This is a genomic window from Porphyromonas gingivicanis JCM 15907, from assembly GCF_000614585.1.
Classification (GTDB): domain Bacteria; phylum Bacteroidota; class Bacteroidia; order Bacteroidales; family Porphyromonadaceae; genus Porphyromonas; species Porphyromonas gingivicanis.
In genome coordinates this window covers 273,209-296,702 of the sequence record NZ_BAKX01000001.1, presented here as the reverse complement: position 1 = coordinate 296,702, position 23,494 = coordinate 273,209, and the positions used below count along the sequence as shown (strand labels likewise).

The following is a 23,494-nucleotide window of genomic DNA, read 5'->3' as shown; positions in this document are numbered from 1 at the left end:
TCGTAAACAAAAACATATATCGCTATACATAAAAATATTATGGCCCAGAAACAATCAAAGTCGCCCCTCCGAATGGCAGAAACGCTTGCCGAGTTCAAAGAGCTTAAAAACATCGATAAAGCGACTCTTGTAAGCGTTTTAACAGATTCTTTTATGAGTGTCTTAGCAAAGATGTTTGGCACCTCTGAAAACTTTACGGTGATTGTCAACGAAGACACTGGAGATTTGGAAATATGGAGAGCACTCCACATTGTCGAAGATGGTATGGTTTCTAATCCTGCGTTGGAAATAGGTCTTTCCAAGGCGAAAGAATTAGATCAGTATGCCGATTTGGGAGATGAAATCAATGAGGAAGTAGACTTTCTGTCTTTCGGGCGCAGAGCGATTTTGAACTTGGGACAAATCGTTTCGAGTAAACTCAAAGAGCTTGAAAAAGAAACCCTCTATAACAAGTTCCTCGAAAAGACAGGTCATCTTATTTCGGCAGAGGTATATCAAGTGTGGAAGCGTGAGACCCTTCTCGTAGACGATGAGGGTAACGAGTTGTTACTTCCTAAATCGGAACAAATCCCAGGAGACTACTTCCACAAGGGAGATACCGTGCAGGCTGTTATAGACCGAGTAGAGATGCTTAACAATCAGGTTAAGATATATGTATCTCGCACCAGTGACAATTTCCTCAAACGTCTATTTGAACTCAACGTACCCGAAATAGCAGATGGTTTAATCACTATAAAGAGAGTAGCCCGTATTCCTGGCGAGCGTGCCAAAATGGCGGTTGAGTCTTACGATGATCGCATAGATCCTGTAGGTGCTTGTGTGGGTATGAATGGTAGTCGCATACGCAGTATTGTACGTGAACTAAGAGGCGAAAATATTGACGTAACAACCTATACGACAAATACCGTACTCTTTATCCAACGCGCACTCAGTCCAGCGAAAGTAACTTCAATAGACATCATCCCAGAGGGTTCGAAAGCAGAAGTATATTTACGTCCCGAAGAGGTACCTATGGCTATCGGGAAAAATGCTTCAAATATCAAATTAGCATCCGTACTTACAGGCTATCAAATCGAGGTGTTTAGAGACATCGAAGAAGCTAGTGAGGAAGATATATACTTGGATGAATTCAACGACGAAATCGAAGAATGGATACTCGAAACCTTTAAAAATGCAGGGTGGATTACGGCAAAAACCGTTTTGTCTACTCCTAGAGCAGAGCTCATTAGCAAAACTGACTTGGAAGAAAGCACGGTCGATACTGTACTCTCTATACTTGCAGAGGAATTCGAACAGGACGAACTGGCTGAAATAGGTTACAACCCCTCCAATACCATTTCAGTAAAAGAAACTACAGAAGAAGAAAACTCCTCCATCCAAGAACCTGAAAACTAAGATGTATTCTTCATATGAATAACCTACCAAGGCGATAAGAATACCTCACACGAGAACGAAATAGGCTACAACAGAAGGATTATAAATAACTAAGTATGGCGGCAAAGGCGATAAAATACATTGAATTGGCAAAAACACTAAACGTCGGGGTCAACACCCTGAAGGATTATCTAAAGGAGAAGGATATCGAAGTTCCCTCGCCCAATGCTCCTGTAGACGATAAGGCTCTAGCAATTGTGCTAAAGGAATATTCCCCTAACGAAAACATAGAGGATTTCAAAAAGAAAATGGAAACAGCTACTCCACCTCCGGTAGCACCCATATCCGAAAGAAAAAAAGAAGAGGTAGTAGCTAAAGTGGTAGAAGTCAAAGAGAAAGAAGCTCCTCAACCAGCCTCTCCTGAAGAAAAAAAGGAAGTTAAGGAAGAGGTTAAAACTGTCTCTAAGGTAGAAGTACGTGGTCGTATAGACTTATCTCAAACACAACCGCAAAAAGGGGGAAAAACGTCTGACAAAAAAATAAAAAAAGCATCTACTTCCACCCCTGTAAATGTAAATTCAAAGCAACAAGAAGAGCCAAACACTTCAGCAAAGGTTGTAGAGAAAGTACCTACACCAGCTGTACAAATAGAGTCTAAACCTATTGCAAAAGAACAAGAGCCTATAGCCAAAGAGAAAACCCCTGCAGAAGTTTTGCCAGCTGCAGAAACAGAGTCTACGGACCAACAGCAAGAGATTTATCGCCCCTCTACCCCAAAGGCCATACAAGTTACTGTCGTTAGAAAGATTGACTTAGATAGTATCAATCCTCCCAAAAAGAACGATAGTAGCAATAAAAATAAGCGACGCAAACGCATCGGCTCACAGGCAGTCGACATTAAAACAGAAGCAGCCAAGGGCATTGATCCCGTAGCTGGAAAGCGAAACCAAAACCATGGTGCATCTAAACCTAATGGAGGCAAGGGACAAAACTCCTCTTCTGAAGGAAAAAATAAGAAGAAGAACAATCGTCCTGTAACACCTCCCAAGCCTGAAATTACAGAAGAAGATGTACAAAAGCAGGTAAAAGAAACCTTGCTCGCCTACAAGGTAAAAAAACTGTCTTTGAGAAAAAAGCTCGCTTTAGAAAAGACAGACGTGACGCTGCAAGACAGGCAGCTGAAGATGCCTTCGAAGCAGACGAACGCGAAAGCCGCATTTTGAAACTAACGGAATATGTAACCGTTAGCGATTTAGCGAATATGATGAATATACCTGTTAATGAGGTTATTGCAACCTGTATGAGCATTGACATGATGGTATCCATCAATATGCGCTTAGATGCCGAAACGATTAAGTTGGTGGCTGAAGAGTTCGGGTTTGAAACAGAGTTTGTAAGTTCCGATGTGGTAGCGGCTATCCAAGAAAGCACGGAGGAAGATAGTGAAGAAGATTTGCTTGATCGTGCCCCTATTGTCACCGTAATGGGACACGTAGACCATGGTAAGACCTCTCTTCTCGATAATATTCGAAAAACAAATGTTATCGCAGGAGAAGCGGGAGGTATTACGCAACACATTGGTTCTTATAGTGTCAAATTGCCTTCTGGACGCCACATAACCTTCTTAGACACTCCTGGTCACGAAGCGTTTACTGCCATGCGTGCTCGAGGTGCCAAAGCTACCGATATTGCTATTATTATTATTGCAAGCGATGATAAAGTAATGCCTCAGACCGTGGAGGCTATCAACCACGCTACTGCCGCAGGAGTCCCCATGGTATTTGCCTTTAATAAGATTGATGTGGCGGGGGCAGACCCCAACAAAATCAGAGAACAACTTGCCTCTATGAACTACTTAGTGGAGGATTGGGGAGGTAAATACCAATGCCAAGAAATCTCTGCAAAGAAAGGTATCGGTGTCAACGAACTGTTAGAAAAAGTCCTTTTAGAGGCTGATATTTTGGAACTCAAAGCCAATCCAAAAAGAAGAGCTTCTGGACTTATCATCGAGTCTTCTTTGGATAAGGGACGTGGTTATGTATCTAACATTCTGGTGCAAAATGGTACTTTGAGAGTAGGAGATGTCATTTTGGCAGGAAAATATTATGGTCGTGTCAAAGCAATGACCAACGAACGTAATCAAGCCCTCAAGGAGACAGGTCCTTCCATTCCAGCTACTATCTTAGGGTTCAATGGACCTCCATCTGCAGGTGATACTTTCAACGTATTAGAAACCGAACACGAAGCTCGAGATATTGCTAACAAGCGCACCCAGTTGGAGCGTGAACAGGGATTACGTACCCAAAAGATGCTTACTCTCGATGATATTGGTCGTCGTATAGCCATCGGCAACTTCCAGGAGCTTAACTTAATTATAAAGGGAGACGTGGATGGCTCTGTTGAAGCTCTTTCAGACTCTTTAATTAGACTCTCTGCCGAAGAGATTGTAGTAAGAGTAATCCACAAAGGTGTAGGACAAATATCCGAGTCCGATGTTGTATTAGCCGAAGCCTCTCAGGCCATAATCATTGGCTTCCAAGTACGTCCAAGTGCAGGAGCGCGTAAGAGTGCCGAGCAAGCAGGGGTCGAAATTCGCACCTACTCTATCATCTATGATGCTATCGAAGATGTGCGTAGTGCAATGGAAGGTATGCTCTCTCCAGAAATCAAGGAACAGGTTACCGCTTTGTTAGAGATACAACAAACCTTTACTATTGGCAAGGTGGGAACTATTGCAGGTTGTATGGTAAAAGAGGGCAAAATACATCGCACGGATAAAGTCCGTATTATACGAGATGGTATTGTTATTCACACAGGAGCATTAGAATCTCTCAAACGCTTCAAAGACGATGTCAAAGAAGTGGCTATGGGGCTCGACTGTGGTCTTAATATCAAGGGCTTCAACGACCTTAAGGAGGGAGATTTGATTGAGGCTTACCAAGAAATAGAAATCAAAAAGAAACTCTAATCCGTTCTTTACGTTTGTAGAGAACTTGACGATAAAATGATTAAGATATAGGCTATTGGATAGTACCTAATTGAGATTTAGGCTCTATTCAGTAGCCTTATTTGATTATGAGTTGGATAGATATAAGCATATTAGTCATAGTTGGGCTCTCTGCCATAAAAGGACTGCGAGAGGGATTAGTCAAGCAAATGGCCTTCTTTTTAGGAATATACGTTGGTATATTCGCCTCGAGTTACTTAACCACCTTTTTAGAGGGCAAGCTCATCTCTCTTTTAGATATATCCTTAAAAACGGCTCACTCTGTAGGGATGGCTATCTCTTTTATTGTCATCTTACTTTTTGTTAGTTGGGTAGGACGCTTAGTAGGTAAGGCTATCTCTCGAACTCCATTGGCCATTTTCAATCGCTTAGGAGGTTTCTTCTTCGGATTAATTATTCCTCTTACTATTTTAAGCTACCTATTTTTATTTATTGATAGCATTGTTTTCCCGACCTTTTCCCTATTCGAAAGAGATAAAGAGGAGCAAAGCACAATAGACATACGACAAGAATCTCGTTTTTATTACCCAGTTAAAAACATCGTGCCAACCTTTATAGCTCCTTATTTGTTAGACAAAGAAAGAGAGATAATAGAAAAGAATAATGACAACACTATAAATGAAAACAAATAATGTCCCTCCCTCCCCCACTGAACAAGATGATATCTTGCAAGAGGTAACCAAGGGAGACTATAAATATGGTTTTGTAACAGACATCCACACTGATACTATAGGTAGAGGTCTGAGCGAAGCGACTGTCCGTCTAATCTCCGAGAAAAAAGGAGAACCTGAGTGGCTCTTAGACTTCCGTTTGAAAGCTTACCGCCATTGGCTAACTCTCGAACAGCCTAAATGGGCGCATTTGCATATCCCTCCCATAGATTACCAAGATATAATCTACTATGCTGCTCCCAAGCAAAAGGTCTCTCCACAAACTCCTGAAGAGATTGATCCAGAACTGCTGGAGACCTTCAACAAATTGGGTATCCCTCTGCACGAACGCCAAGCCTTAGCAGGCAATATGGCAGTAGATGCCGTTATGGACAGCGTATCTGTAAAGACAACTTTCCGAGAGAAACTTGCCGATTTGGGAATCGTCTTCTGCTCTTTTAGCGAAGCAGTTAAAGAACACCCAGATTTGGTCAAAAAGTATTTGGGAAAAGTAGTTAGTTATCGAGATAATTACTTCGCAGCCCTCAACTCGGCAGTCTTTAGTGATGGCTCTTTTGCCTATATCCCCAAGGGAGTACGTTGTCCTATGGAGCTATCTACCTATTTCAGAATCAATGCTCGTAATACGGGACAGTTTGAGCGTACACTTATCGTTGCGGATGAAGATGCCTATGTAAGTTATCTTGAGGGCTGTACCGCTCCGATGCGAGACGAAAACCAACTTCATGCTGCCATAGTAGAAATTATTGCAGAGACAAGAGCGAGGTAAAATACTCTACTGTGCAAAACTGGTACCCAGGCGACAAGAATGGTAAAGGAGGTATATACAATTTCGTTACCAAACGTGGTCTATGCCGTGGGGACTTCTCTAAAATCTCTTGGACCCAAGTAGAGACGGGCTCTGCTATTACGTGGAAATATCCCAGTTGTTTGTTGGTAGGCGACAATTCTGTAGGAGAATTTTATTCGGTAGCTGTAACCAACAACTATCAACAAGCCGACACGGGTACAAAAATGGTTCATGTGGGGAAAAATACGCGCAGTACCATCGTCTCAAAAGGTATATCAGCAGGTTCAAGTCACAATAGTTATAGAGGTTTAGTGAAAATATCTCCAACGGCAGAAAATAGCCGTAACCACTCACAATGCGATAGTCTTTTGCTGAGTGATCACTGTGGAGCTCACACATTTCCCTATGCAGAAGTGATGAATGATAGTGCCATAATTGAACACGAAGCTACGACTTCAAAAATCAATGAAGACCAACTCTTCTACTGTCAGCAACGTGGCATCAGCACAGAAGAAGCAGTGGGACTTATTGTCAACGGCTATGCCCGAGAGGTAATGAACAAACTCCCTATGGAGTTTGCCGTAGAAGCACAAAAATTACTAACAGTAACCTTAGAAGGCTCTGTTGGATAAGAATTACTATAAATATAACTACTACACCCAAAAGATTATATGAGCAAAAAGCTTTTAGAAATAAACAATCTCCATGCCTCTATCAATGGGAAAGAGATTTTAAGAGGGATAAACCTCTCTGTAAATGAAGGGGAAATCCATGCCATAATGGGACCTAATGGAAGCGGGAAAAGTACCTTATCTTCTGTTTTGGTGGGTCATCCTGCTTTTGAGGTAACAGCAGGTGAAGCTATTTTCAGAGGAGAAAACATCTTAGAGCTCTCTCCCGAAGAGCGTGCTCACAGAGGGTTATTCTTAAGTTTCCAATACCCAGTAGAGATACCCGGGGTAAGTATGGCCAACTTTATGCGCGCTGCCATCAACGAGCGACGTAAGTTTGAGGGACTCCCTCCTATGCCCGCAGCGGAATTTCTCAAACTAATGACCGAGAAGCGCAACGTGGTACAATTGGACTCCAAATTGGCCAGTCGCTCCGTTAACGAAGGCTTTTCTGGGGGAGAAAAGAAGCGTAACGAAATCTTCCAGATGGCTATGTTAGAGCCTCGTCTCTCTATCCTTGACGAAACAGATAGCGGGTTGGATATCGATGCTCTACGTATTGTTGCCGAAGGTGTTAATCAGCTACAATCTCCCACTACAAGTTCTATTGTTATTACCCACTATCAAAGGCTATTAGAGTATATCAAACCTCACTTTGTCCACGTACTTTACCAGGGACGCATTGTGAAAAGCGGAGGTCCCGAATTGGCTCTCGATTTGGAAGAGCGTGGATACGATTGGATTAAAGAAGCCAATAAGTAACATACTATGCAGCCTGTAGAAAAAATATATTTAGACCTTTACGACGCAAACAAGGAGGTTATCGACAACAACTCTCCTGCACTTCTCAACGAGATGCGCTCTTTGGCTCGTGAAGAGTTTGTACAGCACGGTTTTCCGACCACTTCCTCGGAATACTACACACGTACAGATATAAAAGGAGCTTTTGATTTTGATTACGGAATTAACGTACAGAATGTGCATTTCCCCATCAAAGATGCTAAAGGTTTTTCCTGTGGGTTAGAGAATATGCCTCACACTCAAATAACTGTACTCAACGAACACTTCGAGGCCTCTCTTTCAAAAGGATTAGAACTTCTACCCAAAGAAGTTTTTATTGGTAACTTAAGTACTTTTCTGGAGCAATATCCTGATAAGAAAGAACAACTTGCTAAAATCTACGGACGATACGCCGAAGTCGATATAGATGCTCTTGTCTCTCTCAATACAATGTTTGTGCAAGAAGCTCTTATATTCTATGTGCCTAAAGGGGTAAAGGTAGCCGACCCTGTACGAGTAATACAGTTAGTGCGTTCAGATGTTCCAATGTTACTCTTCCGACGTATTATGATTGTCGTAGAAGAAGAAGCCTCTTTGGAAGTTTTAATTTGTAACCACACATTAGATAAACATCGCTTTCTAATCAACCAAGTAACCGAAATCGATGTTGCCGAAAGAGGAGAACTCAAACTGTACGACTTAGAAGAGTCAAGCAAAAAGACCTATTCGATGACTACCACTGTTCTTCGTCAAAAAGAAGAGAGCAATGTACTAATCAATGCTCTAACCCTCAACAATGGTGTTACACGGAACAACTTTTGGACTCGCTTCTTGGGAACTAAAGCCAAACTAACCTTAGGAGGATTGGCAATAGGAACCGAACAACAACACGTTGATAACTTCTCACACATTGGACACCTTCGTCCAGAATGTGAAAGTCAAGAGCTCTTCAAATACATTATGAACGATGAAGCGGTCGGAGCATTCGCAGGGCGTATTTATGTGGCTGCTCATGCACAGAAGACCGATGCTCAACAAAGCAATCGCAACCTTTTGCTCTCACCCAAAGCGCGTGTATTCTCAAAACCTCAATTAGAGATTTATGCCGATGATGTCAAATGTAGCCATGGTATGACTACAGGACAGCTTAGTGAAGAAGCTCTCTTCTACCTCCGTCAAAGAGGTATTTCTGAAAAAGAGGCTCGTACTATGCTAAGTATAGCCTTTACGGATGATGTGGTACAACTCGTAGAGCTCCCCTCGCTGAGAGCATCTATTGTAGATGTTATCACGGCACGATTTGACGGAAAAGACTCAGTGCACTGCAACAAGTGTGGCAAAGTATGCTTCTAAAGGAGCTACTCAAATAAGGAAAATACTTTAACAAAAATAATCCGATAACCCTATGGAAGTCTATTTCCATAAAAAGGTTATCGGATTTTTTATTCCCTAAGCAGACTCTTCCCTTTTACTTACGAGCAAGAGAGTGCAATATCTCAAAAAAGGCTTTCTACGCTCATTATGACGATTTCGTTAAGCAAAGAGAGGTAGGACTTATTCCTTTATAAAGAGGACGGCTGTACCATATATACAATAGTGAGAATAGGAACTTAGAGATTCTGGCTGAGGGGAAAAACGAACTCCAACCACAGCATCTGCACCCATCCGACGAGCCTTTTGACGCAGTTCCATAAGCAAGAGCGGATAGGCTACACCTGCCATCTCTCCTTTGTGCGTACATATCTGCTCAGCAAAGAGAGCCTCTTCTGTCGCCTCGGGTAATAGATGCCGTTGCTGCTCATAAATGGGTTGCAACTCACTCTTATATTTCTTGAATAGTTTCTTGAGTGAATAGGGCGAAAAAAGAGTAGATGTAGCATAACAAGAAACTTGCCCTATAATGGTATAGGGTCGGGCTATATCTACGGTTGTGACTAATAGTTCCTGCATAAATCAAAAGAAGTTATCAATGGCTCTTTCGAAAGAGCGAGCAACGGACCTGCTACTTCTTCTCTTCTGCTCGTGCCATAAGTAATTGCCAGAGCTTATCTTTCGGCACAGGAGCTTCGAGATAAATCTCTTGATGACTCACGGGATGCTCAAAGCGTACCGAATAGCTGAGCAAAGAGATACTACCATCGGGATTGCTCCGAGGAGCACCATACTTCAAATCGCCCTTTATGGGTCTATTCATACCCGACAGCTGCGCCCTTATTTGGTGATGCCTACCCGTAAGTAACTCTATCTCCAAGAGCTGATAACGCTCTGCCGTAGCTATCAAACGCCAACGAAGGTGAGCTTGTTTTGCCCCCGGGGTGTTGGGAGTCACTCGATAGGTTTTGTTCTGTTTGGGATTCCGTAAAAGCCAATCTATACACTCCCCTTGCTGCTCTTGTGAGGCAGTCTGTGGCACGATGGCTCGGTAAGTTTTGTGCACCTTACCCTCGGCAAAGAGTTTATTCATACGAGCCAAAGCCTTGCTCGTTTTGGCAAAAATCACCAAACCACCCACGGGGCGATCTAAACGATGCACCACCCCGACGAATACATTGCCTGGTTTTTGATAGGTTTCCTTTATGTATTGAGCTACCATCTCGTCCAAAGAAGTGTCGCCGGTCTTATCGCTATGAACGATTTCGCCCGGCAACTTACTTACAATGATGAGATGATTGTCTTCGTAAAGAATCTTCATCAACAATTCATACCACCGCAACAGTGGATTACTTGACCCGAAACGTATGCAGACAAATCACTCGCCAAGAAAACGGCTACTCCTGCTACATCTTCGGGTAATCCACCTCGGCGAAGAGGGATTTGTGCCGCCCACTGCTTCTTAACCTCTTCGGAGAGTGCACCCGTCATATCTGTGATGATAAAACCTGGGGCAATGGCATTGGCACGAATACCTCTGGAGCCTAACTCCTTGGCAGTACTCTTAGCCAAACCAATCATACCCGCTTTAGAGGCAGCGTAGTTAGCCTGACCCGCATTGCCACTCACTCCTACTACCGAAGCCATATTGATAATACTTCCTGCACGTTGCTTCATCATAATAGGAGCTACGGCGTGGGTCAAGTTAAAGGCTGATTTCAAATTGACATTGATAACCATATCCCACTGCTCTTCTGTCATACGAAGTAGCAATCCATCTCGAGTTATACCTGCATTGTTTACTAATACATCTATCGAACCGAAGTCGGCAACTACCTCTTCTACTACTTTGTGGGCATCTGAGAAATCGGCAGCGTTAGAGACATAAGCCTTGGCCCTTACTCCTTTAGCAGTAAGTTCTTCAATAAAAGCCTCTACATCAGCCCCTATTTTTATATCGGTTATTGCTACATCAGCCCCCTCTTGGGCAAATTTTTCTGCAATTGCACGACCAATACCACGTCCAGCACCTGTGATTAGAGCTGTTTTTCCTGTCAATAATTTCATAATCCTATTCAGTTTATTTATCTACTATATTCTCTCTTTCCTGTTGTCAAGAGGTTTTCCCCTGCAATCCTGAAAAGAGTAGTTGTTGTATAGCGGTGTAGAGCTTTTCAAACTCCTCTTCTTCTATGCGATGCGTCTGTCGATTGATGTAAGGTACTTCTAAACCTTTAATAGAAGCTTGTATCAAAAGAGCCATAGAATTAACATCTTCTATAGAGAAGCATCTCTTATCGCATCCTTCTTGTAAAACACGAGCTATAATCTTGCGCTCCTCTGTATCGAACTTATAACGCACCCGCTCTACCCTACGGATATCGTTGAAGAAATCTGCCTTGAGTGAGCCATTACGCATCACTACTTGGTAAATACTCTTCATATGAGTGGAGATGAGTTTCAAGAGCTTTTCCTGAGGAGGTAAATCAGAGAGGGAAACAGCTTCTAATCGGTCATAAAGAAGATCAAGTTCCTTACTAACCACCGCATAAAACACATCCATTTTGTTCTTAAAGTACATATACACTGTACGACGACCACGCTTGGAGGCCTCTGCAATATCGTTCATAGTAGTCTTTTCGACTCCAAAGCGAGCAAAGAGCTGTCGAGCAACCTCTATGAGCAAATCTTTAGTACGAGTGGTTGTACTTTTTCTTTTCTGAACCTCCATTTCCTCCATATGCACAAAAATAGTGCATTTTTGCAATCTAAGGCAAAGATTCGTAAAAGGAGAAGAGGGTAAGGGATTTCTTTTGGGCATAGGTAACTTCTCTTTTTCGACCTTCGACTTGCAAAGTCTACCTAAAAGAAACAAGTTTCCATCCTATTTGAGAGTTGGCATAAAGACTCCTCCAGATGAAAGCATTAACCCTTTGTAGCGAAACCTTCGACCCTTTTAGACGGAAGCATTAATCCTTTGGAGAGAAAGTATTGACCCTTTTTGCCCAAGAGGATAACATAATACAATCAGTAACTACCAAAAACAAAACCCCGCAACAAAAGTATTGCGAGGTATATAATCGAAAGGAATTAAATGTATAGAAACTATTGGGTTAGATTGATGCGCAAACTGACACCAAAGTTACTATTACGAGTGGGGAAAGAGGCTGTACTTACGAGAGGGTGATTCATGTTCCAATCATAGTAGACTCTAAGCGTTAGCATTCTACTCAAAGCATAGTCTGCACTAAATTTAAGGCTGTGGGCAATATTACCATTTGTAGCCTGCGTAAAGTTTTCTTGAATTTTTCGGATAAGCATCGAAGACCTATTGTACGAATAATCCAATCGCAGTGTCATGGCCCCTCCCGAAGAGAATAGAGCATCTTTAGCCTTTGCCGAAGAACGTTTCTTCTTTTTCAGCCCAATCATTGTCAAGAAATTATCTACTTTATAACTTATCCCTGCTGTAAGTTCATCAGAAGCTGCCTCTACCAACTGAAAAGCGGTAATATTCAAGTTTAGTGTACGACGTTTGTTCCATCGAGAAGAGAGAGACATACCATTCTTCATAGTAATCTCCAATCCGACAAGGGGATTGAATCCTTCCTGCAAAGTAACCGACGGTATATTGAAAGGTAGTGATGCTATTTGTTGTCCCGAAGACTCTACCACTCCTGTAGGAGAAGACAAATTACTGGCAGGCGCATTTCTCAAAAATCCAAGAGGAAGAGAAGGATCATTAGAGAGCTGTTTCCATCCCAATAAAGATTGATATGCCCCTACCGAATAGGTAGAAGTATAGCCATGAGAAAGTGCGATATTACGGAATAAATTCTTAAAAAGCGGAAGTTTGGAAAGCCCTGTGTAAGTAATGTTCCAGTTAGGCAAAAGAGCCATTGGAGCAGGGAAAGGATTCAAATCGACCGAGCGGGCATCTCTCTGGCTATAAGCTGCCACAAAAGCAGGGATAAGCACATCGGTACTATTTTCTCGAACTACGACATTTTGCGAAGAAGAATAGGCTCCATACAACTCCCTAAAGCGACCTGCAATGATGGAACGAGCTGCTAAGAAGTCACTAAAAGCTGGAGATGAGTAGCCATCTGCCCCATTGGAGTAAAGAAAAAGCCCTTTAAACCTATCGTAGTCATCGTAAAGTTACCTCCATAAGTTCGAGGCATCTCTGCAAAAACGAACTGAGTTTCCTCTCTCTTTGTATTAACTCTATTGGCTGTAAGCGTGATGCGGAAGTCCTTAATAGGTTCCAAGGTTACACGTATTGCTAAATTATCTGTTTGAGAGTAAGCAGAAGGATTCACATTTTCCTGAGCGTGGGTCAGCCAGCCATAGTTTGCAGCTTTCTCTACATAACTATTGTCTGTAAAACCAAAAGCAAAATCTAATCCCGGGGCCAATCCTACAGGAGTACGACTTTGCCCCCCTGCCGCCTGTATAGTAGGCATAAACCCAGGCAAGTTGAGGTTATTGGTGCGGTTGTATGTTATATTAATATCCTTAAGCATCATGAGCGAGTAGAGCATGTGATTGACAAAAGATGTCCTCTCTCTATCATCGCCCAAAAAACGTTCCTCCTTAGCGGCTATCGTAATTTTAAGCGAAAGGGTATCTTGGTTACGTATCTCTATCGAATTAGCATCAACAATACGGGTTTTTAATTTATAGCTTCTCCCCTCTTTCGTTGTGGCTTTGAGATCTAATTTTTTAGAACCTAAATTATGTTTTATAATAGTGGTACTATCGGTTCGTAGCTTTATATCTTGCGTATATTTCTTGGGTTGGAGGGGCTTCTTCTCTGTTCGTCTCTCGGACATTCGTTGCCGAGAGGGGGTGTCGAAAGAGCTCTTTCCGATCGACTTTTCTATACTGGCAAAGAAAGGGATGAGCTTATAAAGTTGAGTAAAATTCATCGAGAAAGCCCCCTCTATGCGTCTCTCATTACGGATTATGTTACCTATAAAATCGCCATTAGGCATACGTGCTCCTAAATCCCAATTATAAGTTCCCGTATAGGTAACAGAGCCGTTAATCCAATTCATATAGGGGATTATAGAGAAGGGTAACTTCCAAGTCAAATTGGCTGTTTGATCATACTTCATAGGAGTACCCAACTCGGCAATACTTCGATTAACAGAGTCTCTCCAAATCTTATATTTGTCGGGTTCTAACTGTCTATTTACCTGAACATAAGGCTCCTCGATACGTGCATTAGTACCCGACTTGAAAGAAAACTGCAAATTGGTTGTCAAGCTCCAATTAAGGGCCACAGCTCTATCCCAAAGGAAGTTTTGCAAGAAAGTAGCGGGAAGGGGAGCAGCATCGCCCACCCCAGGGATAAAGTTGCGTACCTGTTGCTCTGAATAGTTACGGAGCATAGAGGTAGAGAAACTTACTTTAGAGGGCAAATAATTTATTTGGTAAGACTTCAGCACTTGCACGGCAGCATTCTTACTCTTAATACGAGAAAAAGGTTTGAGCGGAGGTAGTACGGGAGAGTAGTCATAAGTTAATCCAGCTTGCCAATCTCTCTTGCGATCATATACATAGTCTGGCGTATTATGATCTGTTTGGCTATATGAGTAAGTAGCCGAGAAGTTAATCGGGTCATACGGCATTGGGGTTTTACTCTTTATACCAACTCTCATATTGCTCAAAGAGAAAGCGTGCGAACGTGTCTGAGTAACTGCATGGCTGACAATAGAGTCTCGCTCCTCTTTAGTTACGACAGATTTAATGGCATCCGAGAGAAGTACATCTTGGTCTAACGGATTATAACGTGGTGTAATAAGTTCATCTGTAAATGTGTAATAAAGAGGAATAGTAACCTTCGCTTTTTCAGGAAAGAAGCGTCCCATTTCAAAGTTTGCAGAAAGGTTAACTTGCCTCAAGTCCTCAAGCCTACGTTGTGAGAGTGTTTGGTCCAGAGCACCAAAACCAGCTGTCTGCATCTGACCACGTACAGCCAAAGTTCCCCAATCACTGACTTTGAGTTGCATATCGGCATTGGCAGCCCAGCCACCTTGCTCCAAGTAGTCGCTCAATCGCATCTCATTGACCCAGATCTCTGCACTCTTTACATCATGAGCATTATTGCGTACCCCTATCATTATAGTCTTAACATTAGACAACGAAGGGTTACCCATAACCGATATTGTATTCCTCGGATTACTAGGGTCTGCTTTGGTATAACGCTTGAAGAAATCAGCCTCTTCTCTACCCTCGCTCTTAGCTCTATTACGTTCTCTTTTGAGTTCTGTAAGGGCTGCAAGCATAATATCTAACTTATTCTCCTCTGGCCAAACCGTACGGCGATCTTGGGCAATATCGGTACTATACACTCCAAAAGGTGTCATGTTTAACGGTACAGAGTATTCGTAGTAGTTATTTCGATAGTCACTACCCAAACGAATGAAAACAGATAAATCGCCATTGGAAGTATTGGTCTCATCGCTCACTAAACGTTCAGCATGAGTAAACAGCTCTAAACGCTTATAACGACGGAGGTCTAAGCCTGTATTACGATAAACTGCACGAGCATCTCCAGGGGCCAACTTGGAGATTTTAAGACTCAAAGATTGCTCGTTCTGCTGTGTAGTTTGAGAGGCAGAGGGGTCTAAGCTTCGCAATACACCAGGAGGCAATACATAGTTGATAGGCTGACGGTCGCCGTTCTCCTCTATATTGACGGCACTAACCTCCAAAGTTGCCTTAGAAATAGGCTGTAAAGAGGGGTCGTGTAGTTCTCTTTCATACTGTCTCCAATCGCCTCGTACTAATTTGAATGTACCGAAGCGCAAGAAGAGTTCCTCTTTAAAATCCGTAAGGAAGAGACGAATGAAACGTATACTCTTGAAATCTGCTATGCCCCCCACCTTTTGGCTAAAGTCTCGAACGGGTACCTTAAATTGATACCAACTTACTGTCTCTTGTTTCCCATTGGGCAGTGTAACTGCAGCAGGACGTACATCGACAATATAGTTTTTACCCACTACCATCTGATCAGGACGCAAGGCTATCTTGTACTGGAAGTATTTTTCATTCTCATTAAGGGTATTATCTTGATTGATGTCTTCTACATCGGGTACTATACGACTGGCAATACTATATATATCGTTATTATCAGTAGCCTCGGCACTATTGCCCTGCACCCCATTGTAGTATTTGTAGCGGTCTAAGATAGGAGCTTGTATTTCGTCAAAACGAGCATTTCTATAGTGCAGAAAGTTATCTCCAGCGGGGTCATTCAGAGGACTTACCGCATCGGAAGCCCAGCGTTGAAGAACTTCGGGAGTAACCTTGTTTTTGACTTCGTTCAAATAACTTACATACGAAGCCCAGACTTGTTCCTCTTGGTCAGTAAGCCCATTAAATCCGACATCTTGCTTAGCTCTCGCCCCAGGCGAGTTATCAAAGGCATATCCTGTACCTTGGCGGATAGGAACTTTCCCCCAAACAGTTTCTACCGTAGCCTGTGGATCGTTATTGAGGGGCATTCCATTTTCAAAAAACTTTTTCTCGTCCCTCAAGACCTCTTCGTTAATTTCACCAAGATTAATGTAAAAATCACCCCCTACAGAAGTCGTCTTATTATAGACGAACGGATCCATTAACCAAAACTCCAAGTACTCAATATTGGCAGCCTCGAAGTCGCTTTGATCTATCTTTCTCATAATCCCACCCCAATTTTTTTCAGGATTGGCCAAGGTGCCATCGGGTAGTAAAGCCTGATAGTTCAAGTTATAAGGGCCTCTCTCTTTAGGGTAATAAGAAAGATTAAAAGTTTGCAAATAGCTATAGTGAGACTGAGAAAAATCTCTATATGGGAAAAGCTCCTGTATATTGATTTCTCGCACAAAGTGATTGCTCTGCAGATCCAAATTATTGCGGATATAGGAGGGAGTCAGAGAAGAATTGGCTCTATTGAACATAGGGTCTATGTAGAACCATGCCAACCGAGCTCGGTGCTCTCCGTAACGTACATCGTTGGAGAGCGTTGCTTCGGGGAAAAGCGGCTTACCGCCATCGTGATAAGGTGTAGAGGAAAGCATCCAAGAGTAAGGATTCATCAAATCAATAGAGTTTTGAGAAGTCTCAAAATCATCTATATAGCTGTAGCCTTTAGCATAGCGACCCTCATAATGTCCAGGTATTAAGTGGGCAAACTCAGCATTAAAGCGAAGCTCACTCGGTTGGGTAAGGTTGAGAAATGGGAGCTTATCAATCCAATTAGTCAAACCCTGCCAATCTGTTCGATAACTCAAATTAAGCCCCCAAAGGGTATTTCGCATAGATTCGCTTCCAATAGGGGTTTTGGTGGTCAGAGGCATTTCACTGAGGTGCATAAAAGTACCTCCTAAAACTAAATCTTTGGTAAAATGATAGTTCATATCCACCCCTACCATAGTTTTCCGTTGCATATTCATGAGTCCTCTATTCTCAAGCGACACATCTACACGTGTTCCACTATTCAGAATAGATTCATTCAGAATAGTTACCGTACCCATGGCATAATTAACGGTATAATCTACATTTTCCGTAAGAATAACTCCCCCAGCAGTTACTCGTACCGAACCTGGAGTAACATTGGCAATTCCTGCTCCAAGACTTATCTGACCACTCGAAGAGGCTTTATACTCTCTCGCAATATAAATTTATCCCGCTCGGTTACCTGACGTGCAGCTACAGAGGTAGTATCGTATATCTCTTGATAAACATATTTATCGGCTATAATTGGATCTCCTATTTTTCTGCGCAATGTGGCACCAAAGGGTTCGACTGTAGAGAAGATAATAAGCCCTCTCTGTGGATTGACCGTATAGCCACGTACAAAGTCAAAAACACCATCAGGATGTGCTTCATTACGTCTATCCAAGCGATCCATGTCTAAAGTGCGTATCAAAAGTTGCCCCTTAGTAGGACCCTCATTCAAATAGGGAATAGCTGTGCCGAGTTTATCGTCTTTGTAAAGAATATCTAATCGAAAACGTTCCTCCTGCAAGTCCGAAACATTAGTCCCCAAAGCGTACACGTTACGCATCATAAAATACCAGTAGGGAGAAGAAGTAGTCATTGCCGAACCTTTCAAAAGCTTGACATAAAGATTGTCTGTACTACTATCACTACGGTCTGTACTAAACTCTCCGACCTGATATACCTGCCCCTTATAAGTATATTCATAGGCAATAGCGAGCACCTCATCTGTAGTCAAACGCACGTTGAGAGAGATATACCCCAAATTATTATTGAGGTGTATTCGTTTTCGGTAAGTCGACGGGCACTCTCTAACTTCTCATAATCCTTTCCCCCTTCATAGAGTCCTTGCAGAACCTGCGACACGCGATCTATTTTTCTTAAATCAGGAAGAGCTAAAAGAGAAGAATAAAGAGTGTTGGCTTTATTGTCAGGTATCTCAAGGCCTAAAGGAGATACTCCCTTAGCAGAGAGACGTTTAGGCTCTCCCAAATCGGTAAAGGCAACAATGTTACGTGCATCTTCAAAACGAGTACGCTTGTTGGTTACCCAGAGTTCTACACGATTGATAACAATGCCCGAAGAGATGAAGGGCAAGGTCGAAAGGGCTTGATCGTAATGGTCTCGAAAATAGTGCCCTAAAAAGAAGTGGCGATTTTCGTCGTAGTTATTAGCAGAGAACTCGAACGGAGTGGTTTGAGCCCCACCCTCCGAACTAATTCGCTTGGTCTCCGCCTCCTGCTGGCTCACCACCAAACTCAAATCGAGCTTCCCAAATTGCATCTTTGTATGTAACCCAAAAAGAGAAGCTCCACCTTGTATCAGCGAATTTTTGGGTTGTAACGACACATTGCCTGCTTCAATCAGCTTTATTATATCGTCCTCTTCGCCCTCGTAAGAGAGTTTTAGCTTCTTGGAATCAAAGTCGAACGTACTCTCGGTATTGTAATTTAGGCTAAAATTGAGTTTCGTACCCACAGAAGCCTGTACATTGGCTTGTATCTTTTGATCAAAATCAAAAAACGTATGTCGGCGAGCATTCTGAGGAAGAGAAGGATTTTCCGTTGCACTACTCTTAACTCCCATAAGCACTTCGGCAGAACCTTGGGTGCGCAACTTGACTCCTCCCGGACCAAAAATTTTCTCAGCAGGCCCCAACTCAAAGCCAAAATCAAAAGGGTTGAATTGTTTCTTTCCACTCTCCTTAGCTTCCTCTTCGTCCTTTTGAATGAAATAGCTATTTCCCTTTTTACGTTTTATGTACTCCCAATACTGTTTGGGAGTATAAGCAATGGGAGTCCCTATACGCTGTCCATTAAAGGTGGTTATGTAAAGATAATTGCCCGTATCTATATCATAGATAAATTCCTCTTTCAAAAGAGACGGATTTCGCAAATCGGCAGGATGCTTCTGCTCCAAGTCGAGATAGCTCTCAGGAGTCGTTTTACGTACAGGATAGCGCAACGAATCTCCTACTACCCTATGAGTAGTCGATTGTACTTTTGGTCGAGCAGGGGTAACTCTTTCGGTCGATTCAAAAAAGAGATGATTGCCCATAGCTGCTCCCATAGAAAAGACCAGCAAAAACAACAGCGAGTAGAAGAAGCGAAAATGAGAACGGTACGACATACGAATTAGGAGGTCTCTCTATCTACGCATTGATGATTTTTACAGCATCTTCAATGCTCGTTTTACAATCTCCTCTACCGAAAGAGTAGGTTCTGCATCTATCAACGATCTGACCGCCCTACGGACAGGTGCATCTTGAAAACCCAACATCTTCAATGCTCGTTGTGCCTCATCAACGATTTGGACATTTACTGAGGTTTCTTTTTGCAGAGCTGTAACAGTTCCTCCTTCATCCAAAGAAGAGAGGTCTATTTTTCCCTTCAAATCGACTACTATACGCTGAGCCGTTTTTAGCCCTATGCCTTTCACATTTTTCAAAAGGTCTACAGAACCATTTTGAATAATTGTAGCCAAGTCAATGGGAGTATAAGACGATAAAATCAAGCGAGCTGTAGAGGGGCCAACTCCTGATACAGAGCAGAGTTTATCAAAGAAAGAACGAGCCTCCTCACGAACAAAACCGAAAAGAAGATGAGCATCTTCTCGAATAATCTCCGTTATCCAAAGACGTGCTTTCTCTTTGCCCTGTAGAAAGGTGTAATCTGTAAGTGTAATCTGCACATCATATCCTACTCCAGAACAATCTATCAGAGCATTGGTAGGGGTTAGTCGGTCAATTTTTCCCTCAAGGTAAGCAATCATAATGATAGTAATAGTTACTTATAACAACGCTAATTATCTTGCATATTGCCCATAACTCACCCACAAAGGTAAATATTCCAAAGAAGAGCCATGCTATCTCAAGGAAGATGGAGATATGCACAAAGTATTCAAAGAATAACTTAACTAATGGAAGAAAGGAACTACTCACAAACTAATAGGAATGAAGATCATCTCAACTATCTTCTCTCCAATTATTTCGAAATAAGTTAGATATAACTACATTTACAAAAACATTACAACTCTTTTGCTTTAGTTTCGTTTCGTAGAAGAGCAAAGCACTTCTATGGATTTCCTAAAAGAATAAGTTTCACTTTAATATTATAAGACAAGCCTATGAAAAAGCCAGTATTACTCCTACTATCAGGGCTAACCCTGTTAATTGCTCAACCCGATTCTCTCTCGGCACAGGACTTCGTAGCAGCCCCCACTGATGGCCCTTCCATTACATTTACAACAAGTAAGAAAAAAGGAGAGAGCATCTCCCTTAGATTAAACGTAGCTCCCGACACTCCCAAAAATGTTTGGATTGATATGAATGCCAATGGAAGCTATGATGTAGGAGAGGAAATTACGAAGTACAATGAGAGCAACAAGCTGACTCTAAAAGAAGCTACTACCCTAACCCTATATGGAGATTTAACGATATTCTGGTGTGAAAAGAATAAACTTACTAACCTTGATGTCTCCAAATGCCCTTCATTACAGGAAATTTGGTGTCATAAAAATAATCTTTCGACTCTCGACATCACGAAGAACAAAGAGCTTACAGAACTAAACTGTTTCTCTAACAGCCTACAAACTCTCAACGTATCGAAGAATGTACTCTTAACAGGACTGTTCTGCTACAAGAATGAATTGAGTGCTTTAGATGTTACCCAAAATAACAAATTGACTCGTCTGGAGTGTTATGGTAACAAGATAAAAATCTTAGATGTTACCCAACTGCCCGACCTTACAAAACTTTGGTGTGGCGACAATCAACTCTCCATATTAGACATTACACATAATCCAAAACTTACCGATCTATCTTGTTATGCCAATCAACTTAGAGCAATAGACTTGTCGAACAATACGGAATTAAAAGAGTTTGACTGTGGCAACAATAAACTCACAGCACTGAATGTAACAAATAATAAACTCATCTCTTGGTTTAGGTGTGATGTAAATCAATTAAAAGATGAGGAGATGACCAAATTACTAACCAGCTTAGCCGACCGAACAGGAAAAGCTCCTGGGTATATGTACCTCATAAACCCAGACGAAGGAGCTGGCGAAAAGAACATATGTACTAAAAAGCAGGTTGCCATAGCTACCCAAAAAAACTGGGGTATATTTGATACCAATGACAAGCCTTACGAAGGTAGTGAAGACACAGCTGTAGATTATGTAGAGGACTCTCATATACGTATCGTTCTTTCTTCTACAACGAAGCAACTACAAATAGAAGGGGTAAACGAATTAACCCCCATCTTACTTTATTCCAGCAATGGACAGCTCCTATATAGAACACAAAGCAAAGCCAAAGAGATCCTCATAGTAGATGTAAGCTATCTTGTAAATGGCATATATTTCATAAAGATAGGTAACGAGTGTTTTCGATTTACCATATAATATTGGAGAATGGTCTCTATTGGAATCAATGTCTTAGTATCCTTCACATAAAATCGAATAGAATGAGGAAATGACTTCAAGAAGTATAGAATGCTTACCTCTTAGGTCATCGCCTCATTCTTATGCCTCCACTTCTTGAAAACAAAAGATTTACCTTTGTGGGTATGTTAAGTATCGAACAGGCTCGAAGTCATATACAACGATCAATAGCGCATCTTTATTCTCCACAGGAGTGTCGTTTCATCGCCTTAGATCTATTGGGTACATTACTCTCCTTATCAAGAAGTCAAGTGCTATTGGCAGACGACAAATGTCTCCTCTCTCTCGAAAAAGAAGAACAACTAAAACAAGCCATCTTTCGCCTACAATCGGGAGAGCCTATTCAATACATACAAGGTTCTGTTGAATTTGGTTCTCTCCAATTATCTGTTGGTAAGGGAGTCCTAATTCCTCGCCCCGAAACAGAAGAGATGGTAGCCCTTATTCTTGAAGAAATGAGAGGTAAAAAAGGCTTAGGCTATATAGACATAGGTACAGGAAGTGGATGTATAGCCCTCTCTTTAGCCTATGGATTACCCGAAAGTACAGGTTTTGCTTTGGAAAAATCAGACGAAGCAATAACCATAGCCCATAGCAACATTCAATACTACCAAGAAAAAAAGGCTATTTCTCCCCTACAACTCATCGAAGGAGACCTTTTTTCTCCCTCTGATTGGTTAACCTCTGTTACTGCAAACATAGATATAGTAGTGAGCAACCCTCCCTATATACAACCCATAGAGAGTAAAGATATGGCACAGCATGTACTCAACAGTGAACCCTCTATGGCACTCTTTGCCCCCGAAGAAAATGCTTTATACTTCTACGAAGGCATCATAAGACTCTGTCACGTACTACCTCTTGCCCCTAAAGCTCGACTTTATGTAGAAATCAATGCTCTACTGGGAGAAGAGACCAAGCAACTTTTCGAAGCTGACTCCCTATTTCAAGATGTACAACTACGCCAAGATTTGAGCGGACATAATCGTTTTGTTACAGCAACAATAATAGCCTAAAGGATGGAAAAGGAAAAGATATACAAACAATTGCGTAGCTACTGTAATCGTGCCGAAAGATGCCCCATGGATATAGAGGTATGGTTACGAAAAAAAGAAATCGAAGGAAGCGATTGCAAGCCATTCATCGAGCAATTACAAGAGGAAGGATTAATTGATGAAAACCGTTTTATCCGTGCCTTTGCCTCCGATAAGCTCCGCTTTTCTCATTGGGGGTACTATAAAATCCGAAGAGAACTTTTGATGCGTAACTTACCTGAATACCCAGTGGAGCAAATAACTCAACAAGTTATGGAGGAAGAAGGAGAGGAAGAAATACTCAAACCTCTTTTAGAAAAAAGACTATTCCTAAAACTCCAAGAATCCGAAGACCAGGGAAAAAACTTTGACGAGGAGGTATGGAAACTATTTGACAATTTCGTAAACAAAGGGTTCAAAAGAGAGATGGTTGTAACCCTCGGGAAAGCCATTCTTAACCAATTTAATCAAGAGTTAGGCCAAAAGTAAAAATAAACTATCCTGCTTGCCTCTTATTTCAGAGAAGCCTTATAAAAAGCCCTCAACTGTGTTAGCAACTCTCGTACCGTTTTGTCTGCCCTTTTGAGACCTGCTACCGCCTTTGCCTTTCGCTCCTCTACCGAGAGAGCTTTACCATCTTCCAAAACTCTTTTAACCCCTTCCCCTTTGAGACCTTTTACCTTAATCAAGTAATATACTGTACGTAACTGCTCTACTTGAGTGGGAGTATAGCGCCTTCTTTGTGTAGCAGTGCGCTCGGGAAGTATATTAAAAGTCTTCTCCCAGTAGTACAAAGTACTCACATCTATTCCCAAAAGTGTGGCTACCTCCGATGAGGAATAATACTTCTTCATTGACATAAG

13 protein-coding genes and 3 pseudogenes are annotated in these 23,494 nt (G+C 41.9%); 9 read left to right on the top strand and 7 right to left on the bottom strand.

The window, feature by feature from the left end; genetic code table 11:
- Positions 1–39: 39 nt before the first annotated feature.
- The 6 genes and pseudogenes from nusA to sufD all read left to right on the top strand — a co-directional run bounded on the left by nusA (position 40) and on the right by sufD (position 8,646).
- Positions 40–1,395 carry a transcription termination factor NusA gene (gene nusA, locus JCM15907_RS01275; RefSeq protein WP_025842402.1) on the top strand — a complete coding sequence of 452 codons (1,356 nt, stop codon included), beginning with the start codon at positions 40–42 and terminating at the stop codon, positions 1,393–1,395.
- A gap of 344 nt (positions 1,396–1,739) precedes the next feature.
- Positions 1,740–4,342: pseudogene (gene infB / locus JCM15907_RS10030) on the top strand (translation initiation factor IF-2); the annotation flags it as partial.
- Positions 4,343–4,449: 107 nt separating this feature from the next.
- Positions 4,450–5,013: a CvpA family protein gene (locus JCM15907_RS01265; RefSeq protein WP_025842401.1), complete on the top strand. Its 564-nt coding sequence runs from the start codon at positions 4,450–4,452 to the stop codon at positions 5,011–5,013.
- Positions 5,000–6,474, top strand: a pseudogene (gene sufB / locus JCM15907_RS10025) (Fe-S cluster assembly protein SufB). Before JCM15907_RS01265 ends, sufB begins: the two are co-directional and overlap by 14 nt.
- 39 nt (positions 6,475–6,513) lie before the next feature.
- On the top strand, positions 6,514–7,275 hold the full coding sequence (gene sufC, locus JCM15907_RS01255) for a Fe-S cluster assembly ATPase SufC (protein ID WP_025842400.1): 762 nt from the start codon (positions 6,514–6,516) through the stop codon (positions 7,273–7,275).
- A gap of 6 nt (positions 7,276–7,281) precedes the next feature.
- Positions 7,282–8,646, top strand: a complete 1,365-nt coding sequence (sufD, locus tag JCM15907_RS01250; RefSeq protein ID WP_025842399.1) for a Fe-S cluster assembly protein SufD — start codon at positions 7,282–7,284, stop codon at positions 8,644–8,646.
- A 201-nt stretch (positions 8,647–8,847) separates the two neighbouring features.
- Here the strand turns inward: sufD and JCM15907_RS01245 are convergent, their stop codons facing one another.
- The 6 genes and pseudogenes from JCM15907_RS01245 to ruvA form a co-directional block, all read right to left on the bottom strand.
- Positions 8,848–9,243: a heavy metal-binding domain-containing protein gene (locus JCM15907_RS01245; protein WP_025842398.1), complete on the bottom strand. Its 396-nt coding sequence runs from the start codon at positions 9,241–9,243 to the stop codon at positions 8,848–8,850.
- 52 nt (positions 9,244–9,295) lie between these two features.
- On the bottom strand, positions 9,296–9,985 hold the full coding sequence (locus JCM15907_RS01240) for an RluA family pseudouridine synthase (protein WP_025842397.1): 690 nt from the start codon (positions 9,983–9,985) through the stop codon (positions 9,296–9,298).
- Complete coding sequence (fabG, locus tag JCM15907_RS01235) at positions 9,985–10,731, bottom strand: 3-oxoacyl-[acyl-carrier-protein] reductase (protein WP_025842396.1); 747 nt, start codon at positions 10,729–10,731, stop codon at positions 9,985–9,987. Before fabG ends, JCM15907_RS01240 begins: the two co-directional genes overlap by 1 nt.
- Positions 10,732–10,777: 46 nt before the next feature.
- A complete protein-coding gene (locus JCM15907_RS01230) occupies positions 10,778–11,404 on the bottom strand; it encodes a TetR/AcrR family transcriptional regulator (protein WP_159099886.1) in 627 nt (208 codons plus the stop codon).
- A gap of 365 nt (positions 11,405–11,769) precedes the next feature.
- A pseudogene (sov, locus tag JCM15907_RS10020) lies at positions 11,770–19,212 on the bottom strand (T9SS outer membrane translocon Sov/SprA).
- A 111-nt stretch (positions 19,213–19,323) separates the two neighbouring features.
- On the bottom strand, positions 19,324–19,926 hold the full coding sequence (ruvA, locus tag JCM15907_RS01220) for a Holliday junction branch migration protein RuvA (protein WP_025842394.1): 603 nt from the start codon (positions 19,924–19,926) through the stop codon (positions 19,324–19,326).
- A 354-nt stretch (positions 19,927–20,280) separates the two neighbouring features.
- Between ruvA and JCM15907_RS11935 the strand changes: the two genes are divergently transcribed.
- The 3 genes from JCM15907_RS11935 (at position 20,281) to JCM15907_RS01205 (ending at position 23,120) form a co-directional block, all read left to right on the top strand.
- A complete protein-coding gene (locus tag JCM15907_RS11935) occupies positions 20,281–21,558 on the top strand; it encodes a leucine-rich repeat domain-containing protein (protein ID WP_025842393.1) in 1,278 nt (425 codons plus the stop codon).
- A gap of 122 nt (positions 21,559–21,680) precedes the next feature.
- Positions 21,681–22,613: a peptide chain release factor N(5)-glutamine methyltransferase gene (gene prmC, locus JCM15907_RS01210; RefSeq protein ID WP_051522310.1), complete on the top strand. Its 933-nt coding sequence runs from the start codon at positions 21,681–21,683 to the stop codon at positions 22,611–22,613.
- Positions 22,614–22,616: 3 nt separating this feature from the next.
- Complete coding sequence (locus tag JCM15907_RS01205) at positions 22,617–23,120, top strand: regulatory protein RecX (RefSeq protein ID WP_025842391.1); 504 nt, start codon at positions 22,617–22,619, stop codon at positions 23,118–23,120.
- A gap of 23 nt (positions 23,121–23,143) precedes the next feature.
- Here JCM15907_RS01205 and JCM15907_RS11930 read toward each other — a convergent pair whose 3' ends face one another.
- Positions 23,144–23,485, bottom strand: a complete 342-nt coding sequence (locus tag JCM15907_RS11930) for a MerR family transcriptional regulator (protein WP_025842390.1) — start codon at positions 23,483–23,485, stop codon at positions 23,144–23,146.
- Between the last annotated feature and the right edge of the window lie 9 nt (positions 23,486–23,494).